Genomic DNA, 15476 nt, shown 5'->3' with positions numbered 1-15476 from the left:
AACGGGCGAAAGCGGGGATCATTGAAGATAAAATGGGGCGGTGGTGTAGACCACCACCCGAAGCGTACGAGAGCCGGATTTAAAGCCAGTTCTTGCGTTTGAAGTAGAGATAAGGTGCCAGCCCTGCCACGATCATCAGTGCAATCGCCCCCGGGTAGCCGAAGGACCAACGCAGCTCAGGCATAAACTCAAAGTTCATCCCATAGCTTGAGGCCACCAGCGTCGGCGGCAGGAACACTACCGATACCACCGAGAAGATCTTGATGATGCGGTTCTGTTCGATGTTGATAAAGCCCATCGCCGCCTGCATCAGGAAGTTGACCTTCTGGAACAGCGATTCGTTATGCGGCAGCAGGGATTCGATATCGCGCAGCACTTCCCGCGCCTGCTCCAACTGGCTGGTTGGCAAACGCGCCTTGCGCACCAGGAAATTCAGCGCGCGTTGGGTATCCATCAGACACAGGCGTACCTTCCAGCCGATATCTTCCAGTTCCGCCAGCGTGGACAGCGCTTCATCATATTCGTCGCCCTGGTGTCCTTCCATAATCACCCGGCTGAGCTTTTCCAGATCGCTGTAGACGTTTTCAATCTCGTCGGCCAACTGCTCAATTTTGGTTTCAAACAGATCCAGCAGCAGCTCGTAGGCGTTGCCGTCCACCATTCTTAGGCTGCGCGCACGCATCCGGTAAAGCCGGAAAGCGGGCAGTTCGCGTTCACGCAGGGTATACAGGCGGCCATCGCGGATGGTGAATGCCACGGTAGAGTTGCCCGCGTGATCTTCGGCGTCTTCGTAGTAGAAAAAGGAGTGGATATGCAGGCCGTCATCGTCTTCGAAGAAACGGGCCGAGGCTTCGATATCATCCAGTTCGGGGCGTGTCGCCAGGCTTTGGCCCAACTCATTTTGCACGCGCTCGCGTTCGCCCTCCTCCGGCTCGACCAGGTCAACCCACAGCGACGAGGTCAAATCATCTGAGTCATCCAACTCCAGACGGGATAAGCGGCTGTTATCTAATTTAAAAGCGCTTAGCATGTGCCAAAACTCCCTAATGGTAACGGGGTAGACAACGCATTGAAGCACAGAAAGCGAGGGAAGTATGCAATACCGGCTCGTTCCAGACCATGAAGAGATCTGACTCGGAGCGACGCTGGGGAGGGTCGCCGACAACCACGAAGGGTATCAGCGCAATGGGATAGCCTTAGAAGTTGTACCTGGTGTCCAGGTCTGTGAGCCAGTATCTACTGGGTGTGTCCAAGGCGTGTGTCCTCATTGATATTCGTGCGCGCATGTTACGCCGAGAAGAAAAAGCCTGTCAACCGGTTAGGGTGGATAATCGCGCAACAATTCAGCACGCTTGAGGCCGGTTTGTAACACTCCCGCAACCTGGACCACGCCTGAATGAAAACCGCGTCGCGATCTCTGACCGCAGCCACGAATCTTGCTAAGATTAGCGCACAGAAATATTGCGGATTGACGAAATGAAACAGATTACCGCCCACGATTTGACGACCATGAGCGAACAGGCTGCCACACTGCCACGCCTGCGTGCCCACCGTACCTTGCATGAAGAGTTGAGCGATCCGGTGCAGCGCCTGGCAATTGCCATGGAGCCTGGCACCTATATTCGCCCACACCGCCACCCGCAGACCTGGGAGTTACTCACCCCGCTGCGTGGCCGTTTCGTAGTGTTGCAGTTCAATGACGAAGGCGTGGTCACCCAACGTACCCTGCTAGGCGAAGAAACCAAGGTGCTGGAGATGCCGGCGTTTACCTGGCATGCCGTGCTATCTGTCGATCCGGGTGGCGTGGTGTTTGAAGTGAAGCAGGGCCCTTATCAGGCGCTCGGCGAGGAAGACTGTATGCACTGGGCTCCGCCGGAAGGTGGCGAGGGGATCGAAGCAGTGATGCGCTGGTATGCGACGGCCAAAGTGGGCGATCGTTTCACTCACTAAATTATTGCCCCCTCACCTTCTCCCACAGGGGACCGATCGAGTTGGACTGAAAAAACGGTGATACATCATGGACTTTTGTTGACTCACCTTAGGTGAAGGTAAACTCAATTTTTGCTGAGATTATCTTCTTGCTTCCAACAGAGCAGGGACTTTGAGCTCCCTCTCCCTGTGGGAGAGGGTTGGGGTGAGGGGATGTTACACCGTTTCCAGCTTGGCGTAGGCTGCTACCAGCCACTTGATGCCTTCACCCTGAAACGCGATCTGCAACCGGCTGTGTTCACCGCTGCCTTCCAGGTTGACGATGGTGCCCTCACCAAATTTGGCATGGCGCACGCGCTGTCCAAGCTTGTAACCAGTGTCGTTTTCACTGATCGGCGTCCCCATCCTGCGGTGGCTTACCGAGCGGGAGACGCTGGCCCGCAGGCGCACCTCTTCCACACAGTCTTCCGGGATCTCACCGATAAAGCGTGATGGCCGGTGATACACCTCTTTACCATACAGGCGGCGGGTTTCCGCATAGGTCAGCGTCAGCTTTTGCATTGCACGGGTCAGGCCAACATAGGCCAGGCGGCGCTCCTCTTCCAGGCGGCCACCTTCGTCCAGCGACATCTGGCTTGGGAACATCCCCTCTTCCATGCCGACGATAAACACCTGGCGGAACTCCAACCCTTTGGCCGAGTGCAGGGTCATCAGCTGCACCGCGTCCTGATAGGCATCTGCCTGCCCTTCCCCTGCTTCCAGCGCGGCATGGGACAGGAAGGCCTGCAACGGCATCAGATCCTGATCTTCATCCTGGTAGCTGTATTGGCGCGTGGCCGTGACCAGTTCCTCAAGGTTTTCGATACGCGCCTGACCCTTCTCGCCCTTTTCCTGTTCATACATAATGAACAGCCCGGAATCGCGGATCACCCGGTCGGTTTGCACATGCAACGGCATTTCAGCGGTTTCGTGGGCCAGTGAGTCCACCAGCTCCAGAAAACGCTGCAGGGAGGACGCTGCACGGCCCGCCAGCACCTTATCTTGCAGCAGCGCACGCGTAGCCTGCCACAGCGTCAGTTGGCGGTCTCGTGCCGCCTGGCGCACTACGTCGAGGGTACGATCGCCAATGCCGCGCGTTGGGGTATTCACAACGCGCTCAAAGGCCGCATCATCGTTACGGTTGGCGATCAACCGCAGATAGGCCAGGGCATCCTTGATCTCCTGACGTTCGAAGAAGCGCATGCCGCCGTAAATGCGGTATGGCATGGCGGTTTGCAACAAGGCCTCTTCCAGCACACGCGATTGGGCGTTGCTGCGATACAGGATGGCACAATCATTCAGCGCGCTGCAGTTGTCCTGCCAGGCCTTGATGCGGTTAACCACAAAGCGGGCTTCATCCAGCTCGTTGAACGCACAGTAAATCGAGATCGGCTCGCCTTCGGCCCCTTCGGTCCACAGGTTTTTGCCCATGCGCCCGTCGTTATTGGCGATCAGGGTGTTGGCAGCCTTCAGGATGGTGCTGGTCGAACGGTAGTTCTGCTCCAGACGCACCGTTTCTGCACCGGGAAAATCCTTCAGGAAACGCTGGATGTTTTCCACCTGCGCACCACGCCAGCCGTAGATCGACTGGTCATCATCCCCCACGATCATTACGTTGGCCTTACCCCCGGCCAGCATGTGGATCCAGGCGTACTGGATGCGGTTGGTGTCCTGGAATTCGTCCACCAGGATATTGGTGAAGCGCTCACGATAATGATTGAGGATATGTGGTTTGTTCAGCCACAGCTCATGAGCGCGCAGCAGCAATTCGGCAAAATCGACCAGCCCTGCACGATCGCAAGCCTCTTGATAAGCCTGATAGATCCGCAACCAGGTGGCTTCGACCGGGTTGCCGTAGCTTTCGATATGCTGTGGACGTAGGCCATCGTCTTTCTTGCCGTTGATGTACCACATCGCCTGGCGCGGCGGCCATTGCTTCTCGTCAATGTTCAGCGCCCGCACTATGCGTTTCAGGAGGCGCAGCTGGTCTTCACTATCCAGGATCTGGAAGTCCTGCGGCAGGTTGGCATCCATATGATGAGCGCGCAGCAGGCGGTGTGCCAAGCCGTGGAAGGTGCCGATCCACATGCCGCCCTGGCTGGTACCAATCAGGTGTTCGATACGGTGGCGCATCTCTGCCGCCGCCTTGTTGGTGAAGGTCACCGCCATGATGGAGTACGGCGAGCAGTTCTCCACCGCCAGTAGCCAGGCAATGCGATGCACCAGCACCCGGGTTTTGCCGCTGCCTGCACCGGCCAGCACCAACAGGTTGCTGCGTGGCGCAGCCACGGCTTCACGTTGTTTATCATTCATGCTGTCGAGCAGGTCGGAAACGTCCATAGGCACCATTGATTGGTAAAGGGAAAACCCGCTTCCACGCGCTTTCCACTGGGAATTTATACAGAGTTCTGCTGGGATTATAACAATGCTGTCAGCGATGCCAACTGCGAAATCTCAATATGTGGTAGCAGGCGGCTGTCAGCTACCAGCATCAGGCTCCGCTGACGGTCGTTGATCCAACAGGCTTGCAGGCCCGAACGCAGCGCCCCGGCAACGTCGGTGGTCAGGTCATCCCCGACGTGCAGGATTTGTTCCGGTGCCACGCCCAACCTTTCGACCGCCAGTTGATACATATCCTGATACGGCTTGGCGCGGCCATCTGGCCCGGAGCGCAGCACAAACTGGAAGTATTGCTCCAACCCGCACTGGGCCGGATCGGCATTACCATTGGTGATCGCCACCAGCGGATAACGTTGCCCCAGCGCCCGCAAGGTCGCGTGAGTGGCTTCTGGCACATCGATCCGGCTACGCCACAGGGCAAAGTTCTGCATGGCGGCATCGGCACCGATGGACGCTTCAGCATCGCGCAGCCCCTGACGGCTCAACGCCAAGTGGACCGCCCGCCAGCGCCATTGGGTAACGTCGTGGTAAATCTCCGGATCCTGTTCACGCAGTTCCTGCCGCAAACGGTGGAAGTCCGCCGACTGAAAGTGGCTTAATCCCGGATGGTAGTTCTGCAAAAAGGCCACCGACTCATGCTCGGTCTGCTTGATCACCGGGCGGTTGTCATACAGCGTGTCGTCCAGATCGAAAGTCAGCGCGGCCAGTGGGCGTAACGGACGGTAAAAGTGCATCAGGATTTCCCTCGTTTGGCGCGTGGATGCGCGGCATCGTACACGTTCGCCAGATGTTGAAAGTCGAGGTGGGTATAAATTTGCGTGGTGGTCAGGTTGGCGTGCCCCAGCAACTCCTGCACCGCGCGCAGATCGCCGCTCGATTCCAGCATATGGGTGGCAAAAGAGTGGCGCAGCTTGTGCGGATGGATATGACTGTTGACGCCCTGCTTGACGCCCCACTCGGCAAAACGTTTTTGCACGTTGCGCGCCGAGATGCGCTTGCCCTGATTGGAGAGGAACATGGCATCATCCTGCGGTGCAAACAGATCGCGCAGCGCCAGCCAGTGCTCCAGCCAGGTAACCGCCGTACGGCCTATCGGCAATTTACGTTCTTTGCTGCCTTTCCCCAGCACCCAGATCTCACCGCCGCCCAGATCGACATGGCGGCAATCCAACCCCACCAGTTCGGCCAGACGCAGCCCGGCCCCGTACATCACTTCCAGCATCGCACGATCGCGAACCGCTAGCGGATCGTTGAGATCGATGTTCAGCAGTTGGTTCATTTCGTCGACGTCGATATTCTTCGGCAAATGACGGCCACTGCGCGGCGTGCGGATGCCTTTGGCGGGGTTGGCGCTTATCACGCCCTGGCCGACCAGCCAGTCCAGAAAACTGCGTAATGCGGAGAGGCGTAGCGCCAGGCTGGAAGACTGTAACCCGGCGCGCTTACTGCGGGCTGCCAGCTGACGCACTCTGGCGGCATCCAGCATCGGCCATTCGCTGATGCCCAGCTCGATTGCCATGGCGATCAACGCCTGCAGCTGGCGCGAATAGCTGATCTGAGTCAGTGGGCTGAGTTGCCGCTCCACCTTTAAATAACGCAGGAAAGCGTCCACCGGCGGTTGCAGGTTGGCCGCGACGCCGGTCATGCGCGTTCTATCCAGCGTTCCAACAGTTTTGGCAACATACGCGCCAACTGGCCGAGCATCACGGTGCCCATCCCCTGTTGATAATGTTGAGTATCGCGGCTGCTGAAGATCACCATGCCAAGATCGCCCTGATCCCCAAGCAATGACAGCGCCACGGAGCCAACCTGTTTGGCCTGCGGCAGCAACAGCAGCAGTTCGGGGCCATTGAGGTTGCCGAGGTAGTGATAGCGATCGCCCAGGCGTTGAATACGCAGCGGCTCAAACGCCGAGCGCGTCAGGCCAAGATGGGTGAAATCCGACGGTGCGCCAATATTCCAGCGATCGGCAAACAGGCGGATATTCGCCCCTGCCAGCCCAAACCCGCGCGCCCAACGCTGCAAGCGGTTGAGCATATCCTGCAGGCTGCTGGCGGTGGCCAGGTCAGCCTGTAGATGCAGCAGGCGGCCAAACAGCGATTCGTTGGCACTGGCCTGCTCCATCAACAAGGTGATCTCTTCTTCCAACTGGGTGATCTGGTTGCGCTGACGCGCCAGATGCCACTCCACCAAAGATACCGTGCCCCGCACCGGGTGAGGCACTCGCATCTGTTCAACCAGCCGTGCATTGCGCATAAAGAAGTCCGGATTCTGCATCAGAAATTGCATCACCGTGTCATCATCAAGCTCAACGCCCATGGCTATCCGATCGTCAACCTGCTTCATAAGTGAATAAATCCGTCATAAACATGGGTGGCCGGGCCGGTCATGAATAACGGCTCCCCTGGCCCCTTCCAGCGAATATGCAGGCTACCGCCAGGCAGTTCGACATGCACCTCTTCCGCCAGTAGCTCTTGTTGAATGCCCACCGCCACGGCAGCACAGGCACCACTGCCACAGGCCTGCGTTTCACCGGCACCACGCTCATAAACCCGCAGTTTGATATGCTCGCGGCTCACTACCTGCATAAAGCCGATGTTGGCGCGTTCCGGGAAGCGATCGTGCCCTTCCAGTACCGGCCCCAGCAGTTCCACCTTGGCGGTTTTCACGTCGTCCACCTGCAACACACAGTGTGGGTTACCCATTGAGACCACGCCGCACAGCACCGTATGTTCCGCCGCGCGCATGATGTAGGTTTTTTCCGCTTTGGTGGCGCGAAACGGCACGATCTGCGGATCGAAATTCGGTTCACCCATATTGACACACACCAAGTCATCATCGGTAACGCTCAGGATCATGCGCCCGGTCTGGGTACTGACGCGGATATCACGTTTGTTGGTCAAGCCTTTCAAGCGCACAAAGCGGGCAAAACAGCGGGCGCCGTTGCCACACTGGGCCACTTCGCTACCGTCAGCATTGAAAATACGGTAATGGAAATCGAGTTCGGGATCGTACGGCGGTTCTACCACCAGCATCTGGTCAAAACCCACGCCCAAATGCCGGTCGGCCAGACGGCGGATCAGCTCAGGTGAAAAATAGACGTTCTGTGTAACGGCATCGACCACCATAAAGTCGTTGCCTAAACCGTGCATTTTGGAGAACTGCATATCATACTCCGCTATCTGGACGACGTACCGTCTGATATTTATGGTGGCATCAACCACCATAAAGGCTCATTACTGATTGCTCATCGACGGTTGCTGCTGAGTGCCAGCGGGTTCTTGTTGGTTTTTGCTAACGGTGCCAGCACTGGTTACCGGTTGCTCTGCCGGTTTGTCCTGCGGTGGAAAATACAGCGGGCCCTTCAGGCCACAGCCAGAGAGCCCAGCCAGCAAAACGGCCATCAGCGCATAGCGTAGTTGTTTTTTCATTTGCATTAATGCCTGTAATTCATGCGTCCAAGCTCACTATAATCGCAGGTGGATCATGAAAAGCAATAGGAATCGAATATGAACGATAGCGAGTTTCACCAGTTGGCCGACCAACTAATGCTGAATATTGAACAGACCCTGGACGATTTTGATGGTGATGCGGATATCGATTACGAAACTAACGGCGGGGTGATGACGCTAAGCTTCGAAAACGGCAGCAAGATTGTGATCAACCGTCAGGAGCCGTTGCACCAGGTGTGGCTGGCCACCAAGGCCGGTGGCTATCACTTTAGCTATCGTGACGAGAGCTGGCATTGCGATCGCAGCGGCCGGGAATTTTATGAGTTGCTGAGTGAGGCGGCCAGCACACAGTCCGGCGAGACGGTCAGTTTTAGCTGAGTTTTGCAGAGGGGCGCAAGCAACTGCGCCCTCAAGCATTAATGCAGCTGGAACTGTTGCTTCAGAGGCTGTGCGGCATTGCCGTCGGCGACCGAGATACACAGGTTCGACAGCGCATTGCTGCGGAATGGGATCACCTGGGTACGGCCATCGATATGCACAATCTGATAGAACTGCGGCAGGTTGAAGTTGATAAAGCTGGAGCCGTAGGTAAAGCGATCGTGTGAGGAGGAATAGAAGCGGCTGACGTCGCGCACCAACTCCTCTTTGCTCCCTTCACAATGGTGATAAACCTCAACCCGGTTCGACTCATCCAGAATGTAAATGTTGAAGCCTTTATCATCCGTGGTGTCTTCAAAGAAGAACTGGATGATCCCCTCGCTGGCAAAACCATCAACCACCGGTGGCAAATGCACCTGATCGGTTTCCACCTTGATCGACAGGCCATGCAGTTTGTTGTTGGAGATCGCCCCGTAGAACTCCACGGCGTTTTCCAGCTTCTGCACCGACACGCTCAGGCGTTCGAAGAACAGGCCCCAGGTTTGCCCGGCCACACGCACCGCTTTAAACCGGCCCGGCTCCAGGCGAGTGCTGGAAAGACGCAGCTCGATACACTCGGAAACCAGTTGTTGAATGCGGGTACGGATCAGGCCACGTAAGTGCTGGCTGTAACAGAACACCTCCACCGATTCCGGCGGTGCCGCATCCTGATGCATCTTGCCCAGAATGGTCTTCAACGCTTCAAGCACCGACTGCTCACCGCTGAAATGCAGGGTACGCACTTCGTTCCATGAGTTGCGATACAGCAGATCGATACTGCCAACCAGGCATTGTTGCTGCTGGCCAAAGCTGAACACGTCCAGCTTACGGAAATCGAAATGCACCACCTGATTACGGAAAGCCGCCGTCGGGTCGTTTTCCAGGTTGACGATAATCGCCAGATGGCGGATTTCACACGGGCTGTAGAGCGCTTTCGGCGTCGGAGCGGCCAAGCGCAGCGGGAAATGGTGCGACACGTCGGTAACCAATTCCTGCAGTTTGGCGGTGTCGCAGATATTGCCACTCTTGATATGCAAGCGGGTGCGCGAAGTGAGCAGGCCGTTGAAATAGGCCCAGGCCACCAGCTTGTTGAGATAGCGGTTATATTCCAGCGGCTGATGGCTGACGATCGAGCTCATCTCCGGTGCCTGGTTATACAGATACCAGCCGGTGCGGTTGGCGCGGCCAATCGGCACGTGAATAAAGGTCAGGTCGTTTTCTGACAGGTCGGGTGAAATCTGCGGGTTCACCAGCGTCACCTTACCCGGCAGTGCCTCAAAGGCCGCGTACAGTTTACGGGTCAACACTCCGATATCCTGCGGGCTGGCACTGACGCTGAGGTTGTTGCGGCGAGCGAAGCGGATCAGGTTGCGATAGCTTTGCATCATCGCATCCAGCAGTTCGTTGTGGGCTTCGCGCACCCGTTCGATCTTCCAGTTAGCCCGATTATCGAGGATCTCCAACCGCTCTTCGTCCCAGCCCCACTCACTGACCAGTTGGCTGAGGATTTCCCGCCGCCAGCCGATAGTGGCGTTGTTGGACTGCGACAGCTTCTCGCAGACCTTCAGATAGAAGCAGCGGCGAACCAGGTCAAGGCGGGTGGTATCGTTGATTTCAGTCAGATAGTGGGTGACGCGCTCCAGCATCATGCAATAGGCATCAAGGCCAAAGCAGACGATCTCCCCCTGGTGCAGACGATGTTTGATCCCCATCGCCAGCAACTGAGTTTTCGGATATTCCCATGAATAGGCTTCAAGCAGCAGCGTTTTCAGCACCGCCTTGTAGGGCGAATCAATGCTCTTATACAGCTGCCACAGGCTGGCACCGAAGTACTCTTCAGCGGAGAGCGTGCTCAATCCGCCGAGATCCAGCCACTCATTCGGGGTTAGTACCCCCTGGGAATAGAGCGAAAGCACATATTCATCGTAATGCGCTTCCTCTTCGCCCGGCACCATGTTCCACAGGATACGTTTCCCTGCCAGACGCACGGCCGTGCGGTAGAACTCATCGAGCAACAGAATATGTTGGGTCGAGCCGCAGTCTTCTCCGCCCAGGCTGCCGCTTTCGTTATGGCGGAAACGGTTTTCGTCGATCAGGAAGAAGCTGACTTCCACCCCCATCGAGGCCGCCCATTTCTCCAGCAGGCTGCATTTTTGCTGCAGGCGGCTGCGTTCTTCGTTGTCTAGCCAAGATTGGTGGCAGACCCAGATATCCAGATCCGAAGTGCAGCTCTGGCCGATCGAGGAGGTGCTGCCCATGGAATAAAGCGCCGTAATCGGCAGTTCACCCGTGGCCATTTTTTCAAACGGGCTACCCCATTTGTCTTCTAGATCATTGAGATAGGCTTGTTGGGTTTCATCAGGCGTGTAGATACAGATGCCATGGGGAACGTTACCGTTGAGGTAGCCCGGCATCAGTGGATGATGGTGGTGCAATAAGGTAGGCAGCAGACTGTAGACCCGTTGGAACGCGGGCTTCATGGCCGCCAGGGCACGATCGACACGTAGTTGGTTGATCGCATCCAGTCTTTGTTTCAGTGTCTCGATGTAGAGGTACAAGACGTCTCGCCTGATTATCCCGATGCTTGAAAAAAACCCGTATTCCCGCTGCGTCTTTAGTTTAGAAGAATTTTTGACGACTTATTGCTGGAAACGTGATCAATCTAACACCTTGCTGATTGACCGTAAAGGAGGTAAAGCGACACACTTATCCTAGCACTTCTATAAATGATTTACCCGCTGTGTGAACTGCCGCCAACTTCTCCTCACGCCCCTTTGATTCCGTTGTCCTTTCTCCGCCTGTGGCTTCTTGCACTGACAGTTTTGATCCTCAGTGGTAGGATGGACGGCGAATTATAAAAACGGTAACCAGCATGTTAGACAAAATTATTCGAATTGCCACCCGTCAGAGCCCACTTGCCCTATGGCAAGCACACTACGTTCAGCAGCGTCTGATGGCTAGCCACCCTGGCCTGCAGGTGGAACTGGTGCCTATGGTCACGCGCGGCGACATCATTCTGGATACGCCGCTGGCCAAGGTTGGCGGTAAGGGCCTGTTCGTCAAAGAACTTGAACTGGCACTGCTGGAAGGCCGGGCAGACATTGCCGTGCACTCGATGAAAGACGTCCCCGTCGACTTCCCCGCTGGCTTGGGGCTGGTCACCATCTGTGAACGTGACGACCCGCGTGACGCTTTCGTCTCCAATCACTTTGCCTCGCTCGATCAACTGCCGCTAGGCAGCGTGGTCGGTACCTCCAGCCTGCGCCGTCAATGCCAGCTGCGTCGCCGTCGCCCGGATCTGATCGTACGCGATCTGCGTGGCAACGTCGGCACAAGGTTGGGTAAACTGGATAACGGCGATTACGACGCCATTATTCTGGCCGTGGCCGGGCTAAAACGTCTGGGTCTGGAACAGCGTATCCGCTGCCCGCTGAGCGCGGAAGAATCCTTGCCCGCCGTCGGCCAGGGCGCAGTCGGTATCGAGTGCCGCCTTGACGATGACGTCACCCGAGCTTTGCTGGCCCCTCTCAACCATCGCGAAACCGAAATTCGTGTCCGCGCAGAACGGGCGATGAACACCCGCCTGGAAGGAGGCTGCCAGGTTCCCATCGGCAGCTATGCCGAACTGACAGGCGATGAGCTGTGGTTACGTGCGCTGGTCGGTGCCCCCGACGGCAGCCAGATGGTCTGCGGTGAACGCCGTGGCCCGTCGGCACAGGCTGAGCAAATGGGTATAGAACTGGCAGAAGAACTGTTGGCTGCCGGTGCCCGTGAGATCCTGCATGACGTTTATCAGGGAAATCCTCCGGCATGACCATTCTGGTAACCCGCCCTTCTCCCGCCGGGGAACAACTGGTGAGCCGCCTGCGCGCACTTGGCCGGGTTGCCTTTCACGCGCCGCTGATCGACTTCGCCCCCGGTAACGATCTTGTCCGCTTACCTCAGGGGCTGGCAGAGTTGCAGGCGGGCGATCTGGTGTTTGCCCTGTCGCAGCACGCCGTCAGCTATGCCAGTTCGGTCATCAATCGTGCCGGGCTTCAATGGCCTGGCCAGTTATCCTATTATGCTATTGGCCGCACCACCGCACTGGCAATGCATCGCATCAGCAGCCTGCCGGTAGACTATCCGCGTGAACGTGAAATCAGCGAAATGCTTTTGCTGCTACCCGCGTTGCAACAGCTCACCGGTAAACGAGCGTTGCTCATGCGGGGCAACGGCGGCCGCGAACTCCTAGGCGAAACGCTGGCTGAGCGGGGTGCAGCAGTAAGCTATTATGAATGTTATCAACGCAGCCCGGTGCATTATGATGGCAGTGAGCAAAGTGCCCATTGGCAACGCGCCGGTATCGATACGCTGGTAGTGACCAGCGGTGAAATGTTACAACAGCTCTATACTTTAGTTCCTGATTACTATCGCTCTTCCTGGCTGTTACGTTGCCGCCTGATAGTGGTCAGTGAACGTCTTGCTACCCTTGCCCAGGAGCTGGGTTGGAGCACGATTCGGGTAGCTGAAAACGCAGATAATGACGCGCTGATCCGCGCGCTACAATAACCTGACTATGGGATGTGCCACTATGACGGAACAAAACACTCCATCCGCCGCGGTTGAAGAATCAAACCCAGCGGTTGAGAGCCCCCAGCAGCCAGCCGCTGACCACCGGAAAGGCAAGAACACCGGCCCGGTATTAGGTGCGATTGCCATCGTGCTCGTCATCGCTCTGGGTGCTGGCGGCTATTATCACACGCACCAGCAGGCGCAGACATTGATTGCCGCCAACCAGGCTTTACAACAACAGTTGGCAGAGCTTAAACAAAGTCAGCAGCAGGGAAAGAGCGCACTGGAAGGCTTGCTGCAACAGCAGGGTAAAACGCTGGAGGCCACCGATCGCGAGCAAACTTCGCTGGTGCGTCAGCTCAATGAACTGCAAGATAAGGTTGCCACCATTTCCGGCAGCGATGCCAAAACCTGGCTGCTGGCACAGGCGGACTTCCTGGTGAAAATGGCAGGCCGTAAACTGTGGAGCGATCAGGATGTCACCACCGCGGCTGCGCTGCTGAAAAGCGCCGACGCCAGCCTGGCAGAGATGAACGATCCGAGCCTGATCGATATTCGCCGCGCCATCACCGAAGATGTCGGAACCCTTTCCGCCGTGGCGCAGATAGATTTTGACGGCATCATCCTGAAGGTCAACCAGCTGTCCAATCAGGTCGACGACCTGCGTCTGGCGGATAACAACCGTGATGAACGGCCAATGGATGAAGACGACGGCGAACTGTCCAGTTCGTTGAGCGAATGGCGTCAAAACCTGACCAAGAGCTGGCACAACTTTATGGCGGACTTTATTACCGTCCGCCGTCGTGATAGCAGTGCTGAACCGCTGCTGGCGCCGAATCAGGATGTCTATCTGCGTGAGAATATCCGTTCGCGCCTGCTGGTTGCCGCACAGGCTATCCCTCGTCATCAGAACGAAGTGTATAAACAGTCGCTGGAAACGGTATCAACCTGGGTACGCGCCTACTTCGATACCACCGATCCGGCTACCAAGGCGTTCCTGGAAGAGTTGGACAACCTGAGCCAGCAATCGATCTCCATGGACGTACCGGGCCAGCTGAAAAGCCAGCCGATGCTGGAAAAACTGATGCAGACCCGGGTGCGTAATCTGTTGGCCCAGGCCCCTGCCACTCACCAGGAGGGATAAGCCATGTTACGCGTGTTATTCCTGTTTCTGGTGCTGATTGCCAGCCTGGTGCTGGGGCCGATGCTGGCCGGGCACCAAGGCTATGTGCTGATCCAGACCGACAATTACAACGTCGAAACCAGCGTCACCGGTCTGGTGATTATGGCGGTGCTGCTGTTCCTGGCGCTGTTTGTCATCGAATGGATCCTGCGCCGCGTCTTCCGCACTGGCGAGCGCACTCGTGGCTGGTTCCTTGGCCGCAAACGCAGCCGCGCCCGTAAACAAACCAAAGCGGCGCTGATCAAACTGGCGGAAGGGGATTACAAGCAGGTAGAGAAACTGCTGACCCGCAATGCCGATCATGCCGAGCAACCGGTGGTGAACTACCTGCTGGCGGCAGAAGCTGCACAGCAACGTGGCGATGATTTCCGCACCAATCAGTATCTGGAGCGTGCCGCAGAGGCTGCCGATACCGATCAGTTGCCGGTAGATATTACCCGCGTGCGTATTCAGTTGGCTCAGGGTGAAGCCCATGCGGCACGGCACGGCGTCGATAGCTTGCTGAACCAGGCACCGCGTCACCCGGAAGTGCTGCGGCTGGCGGAGCAGGCCTATCTGCGTACCGGAGCTTATGCCTCACTGCTGGAAATTCTGCCTTCGATGAGCAAAATCAACCTGCACAGTGAAGAAGAGCTGCAGGCTTTACAGCAGCAGGCCTATATCGGCCTGATGAATCAGGCCATGGCCGATGAAGGCAGTGAAGGGTTGAAGCGCTGGTGGAAAGATCAGAGCCGTAAAATCCGCCACGAAATCCCGCTACAGGTAGCGATGGTGGAACATCTTATTGAGTGTAATGACCATGAACTGGCACAAAGCATTGTGCTGGACGGTCTGAAACGCCAATACGACGAGCGGCTGGTGTTGTTGATCCCACGTATCAAATCTGGCAACCCGGAGCAGTTGGAAAAAGCGTTACGCCAACAGATCAAGCAGCATGGTGCGACACCGTTGCTTAACAGCACGCTGGGTCAGTTACTGATGAAACACGGTGAATGGCAGCAAGCCAGTGATGCGTTCCATGCAGCACTGCAACAGCGGCCAGATGCCTATGACTACGCCTGGCTGGCAGATGCGTTGGATAAGCTGCACCGCAGCGATGAAGCCACACAGATGCGCCGTGAAGGGCTGATGTTAACGCTCAAGCAAAACGGCGAGTAACTTCCCCGGTTGGCTTGTCAGGGCTCAGCATGCCGTGCTGGGCCCTTTTTTTTGCCTGAAACTTTCCTTGGGGCAAAAAAAACACTTGCCGCGAGACAAGTGTATAAAAGAAGCAATCAGGTCTAGGACAACTGGGGTGGTGCCTCACTCAACGTTTTGCCCGGAGTGTGATGAAGCCGTTGCAAGCAACCCTTTCATCGTTCAGGTGGGCAATAGGCACCCTAAAATCGGCTCTGCATCATTCCTGGGTTTATGAGGCCTAAGGCGAACATAAGAAGTGGAATGAGCATCTACGATAGAGGTATTGCACTTGGCGTGCCAACTTTTAACTGCTGAGTGCCAAC

General features: G+C 56.7%; 15 protein-coding genes. 6 read left to right on the top strand and 9 right to left on the bottom strand.

The annotated features are described in order from the left end of the window. Positions 1–79 precede the first annotated feature (79 nt). A complete protein-coding gene (gene corA, locus KGP26_RS01390) occupies positions 80–1030 on the bottom strand; it encodes a magnesium/cobalt transporter CorA (protein WP_021807767.1) in 951 nt (316 codons plus the stop codon). Positions 1031–1196: 166 nt separating this feature from the next. Continuing rightward, a complete protein-coding gene (gene ysgD / locus KGP26_RS30365) occupies positions 1197–1268 on the bottom strand; it encodes a YsgD/CorL family protein (protein ID WP_363136375.1) in 72 nt (23 codons plus the stop codon). A gap of 208 nt (positions 1269–1476) precedes the next feature. On the opposite strand from ysgD, the gene KGP26_RS01385 reads away from it, so the two are divergent. After that, the gene (locus tag KGP26_RS01385; RefSeq protein ID WP_223664929.1) at positions 1477–1950 is read left to right on the top strand and encodes a WbuC family cupin fold metalloprotein; all 474 of its coding nucleotides are present in this window, start codon (positions 1477–1479) and stop codon (positions 1948–1950) included. Positions 1951–2145: 195 nt separating this feature from the next. Here the strand turns inward: KGP26_RS01385 and uvrD are convergent, their stop codons facing one another. The 6 genes from uvrD to KGP26_RS01355 form a co-directional block, all read right to left on the bottom strand. Next, positions 2146–4308, bottom strand: coding sequence for a DNA helicase II (gene uvrD / locus KGP26_RS01380; protein ID WP_223664928.1), 2163 nt, complete (start codon positions 4306–4308; stop codon positions 2146–2148). Between the two features lie 77 nt (positions 4309–4385). Then, entirely contained in the window at positions 4386–5102 is a 717-nt protein-coding gene (gene yigB, locus KGP26_RS01375; RefSeq protein WP_223664927.1) for a 5-amino-6-(5-phospho-D-ribitylamino)uracil phosphatase YigB, read from the bottom strand. Beyond that, complete coding sequence (gene xerC / locus KGP26_RS01370) at positions 5102–6013, bottom strand: tyrosine recombinase XerC (protein WP_021807764.1); 912 nt, start codon at positions 6011–6013, stop codon at positions 5102–5104. The genes yigB and xerC overlap by 1 nt, the downstream gene beginning before the upstream one ends. Continuing rightward, on the bottom strand, positions 6010–6714 hold the full coding sequence (locus KGP26_RS01365; protein ID WP_021807763.1) for a DUF484 domain-containing protein: 705 nt from the start codon (positions 6712–6714) through the stop codon (positions 6010–6012). The genes xerC and KGP26_RS01365 overlap by 4 nt, the downstream gene beginning before the upstream one ends. Further along, positions 6711–7535, bottom strand: a complete 825-nt coding sequence (gene dapF / locus KGP26_RS01360) for a diaminopimelate epimerase (protein ID WP_021181537.1) — start codon at positions 7533–7535, stop codon at positions 6711–6713. Before dapF ends, KGP26_RS01365 begins: the two co-directional genes overlap by 4 nt. Before the next feature lie 69 nt (positions 7536–7604). Further along, a complete protein-coding gene (locus tag KGP26_RS01355; RefSeq protein ID WP_301178823.1) occupies positions 7605–7799 on the bottom strand; it encodes a lipoprotein in 195 nt (64 codons plus the stop codon). 78 nt (positions 7800–7877) lie between these two features. Between KGP26_RS01355 and cyaY the strand changes: the two genes are divergently transcribed. Next, entirely contained in the window at positions 7878–8198 is a 321-nt protein-coding gene (gene cyaY, locus KGP26_RS01350) for an iron donor protein CyaY (RefSeq protein WP_021807760.1), read from the top strand. Positions 8199–8236: 38 nt separating this feature from the next. Here the strand turns inward: cyaY and KGP26_RS01345 are convergent, their stop codons facing one another. Next, positions 8237–10795, bottom strand: coding sequence for a class I adenylate cyclase (locus KGP26_RS01345; protein ID WP_021181540.1), 2559 nt, complete (start codon positions 10793–10795; stop codon positions 8237–8239). 314 nt (positions 10796–11109) lie between these two features. On the opposite strand from KGP26_RS01345, the gene hemC reads away from it, so the two are divergent. From hemC to hemY, 4 genes are read left to right on the top strand one after another with little or no spacing between them, the layout of a single operon-like run. Continuing rightward, positions 11110–12051 (top strand): hydroxymethylbilane synthase, encoded by a 942-nt coding sequence (gene hemC / locus KGP26_RS01340; protein ID WP_094982255.1) that lies wholly within the window; start codon positions 11110–11112, stop codon positions 12049–12051. Then, positions 12048–12788, top strand: coding sequence for a uroporphyrinogen-III synthase (gene hemD, locus KGP26_RS01335; RefSeq protein WP_094982254.1), 741 nt, complete (start codon positions 12048–12050; stop codon positions 12786–12788). Before hemC ends, hemD begins: the two co-directional genes overlap by 4 nt. Positions 12789–12810: 22 nt before the next feature. Then, positions 12811–13935, top strand: a complete 1125-nt coding sequence (gene hemX / locus KGP26_RS01330; protein ID WP_021807757.1) for a uroporphyrinogen-III C-methyltransferase — start codon at positions 12811–12813, stop codon at positions 13933–13935. Between the two features lie 3 nt (positions 13936–13938). Next, a complete protein-coding gene (gene hemY / locus KGP26_RS01325) occupies positions 13939–15132 on the top strand; it encodes a protoheme IX biogenesis protein HemY (RefSeq protein ID WP_223664926.1) in 1194 nt (397 codons plus the stop codon). Positions 15133–15476: the final 344 nt, after the last annotated feature.

The organism is Serratia sp. JSRIV002, from assembly GCF_019968725.1.
In the GTDB taxonomy this organism is placed as follows: Bacteria; Pseudomonadota; Gammaproteobacteria; order Enterobacterales; family Enterobacteriaceae; genus Chania; species Chania fonticola_B.
Note: the sequence above shows the minus strand (reverse complement) of the source record. Positions and strands in the feature narration are given on the sequence as shown.

Bases quoted from the DNA above. Each gene is read 5' to 3' on its own strand.
- hemD (WP_094982254.1), top strand. From the start codon at position 12,048: ATGACCATTCTGGTAACCCGCCCTTCTCCCGCCGGGGAACAACTGGTG.
- xerC (WP_021807764.1), bottom strand. From the start codon at position 6,013: ATGACCGGCGTCGCGGCCAACCTGCAACCGCCGGTGGACGCTTTCCTG.
- cyaY (WP_021807760.1), top strand. From the start codon at position 7,878: ATGAACGATAGCGAGTTTCACCAGTTGGCCGACCAACTAATGCTGAAT.
- hemC (WP_094982255.1), top strand. From the start codon at position 11,110: ATGTTAGACAAAATTATTCGAATTGCCACCCGTCAGAGCCCACTTGCC.
- corA (WP_021807767.1), bottom strand. From the start codon at position 1,030: ATGCTAAGCGCTTTTAAATTAGATAACAGCCGCTTATCCCGTCTGGAG.
- hemY (WP_223664926.1), top strand. From the start codon at position 13,939: ATGTTACGCGTGTTATTCCTGTTTCTGGTGCTGATTGCCAGCCTGGTG.
- yigB (WP_223664927.1), bottom strand. From the start codon at position 5,102: ATGCACTTTTACCGTCCGTTACGCCCACTGGCCGCGCTGACTTTCGAT.
- dapF (WP_021181537.1), bottom strand. From the start codon at position 7,535: ATGCAGTTCTCCAAAATGCACGGTTTAGGCAACGACTTTATGGTGGTC.
- KGP26_RS01355 (WP_301178823.1), bottom strand. From the start codon at position 7,799: ATGAAAAAACAACTACGCTATGCGCTGATGGCCGTTTTGCTGGCTGGG.
- KGP26_RS01385 (WP_223664929.1), top strand. From the start codon at position 1,477: ATGAAACAGATTACCGCCCACGATTTGACGACCATGAGCGAACAGGCT.
- KGP26_RS01365 (WP_021807763.1), bottom strand. From the start codon at position 6,714: ATGAAGCAGGTTGACGATCGGATAGCCATGGGCGTTGAGCTTGATGAT.
- uvrD (WP_223664928.1), bottom strand. From the start codon at position 4,308: ATGGACGTTTCCGACCTGCTCGACAGCATGAATGATAAACAACGTGAA.
- hemX (WP_021807757.1), top strand. From the start codon at position 12,811: ATGACGGAACAAAACACTCCATCCGCCGCGGTTGAAGAATCAAACCCA.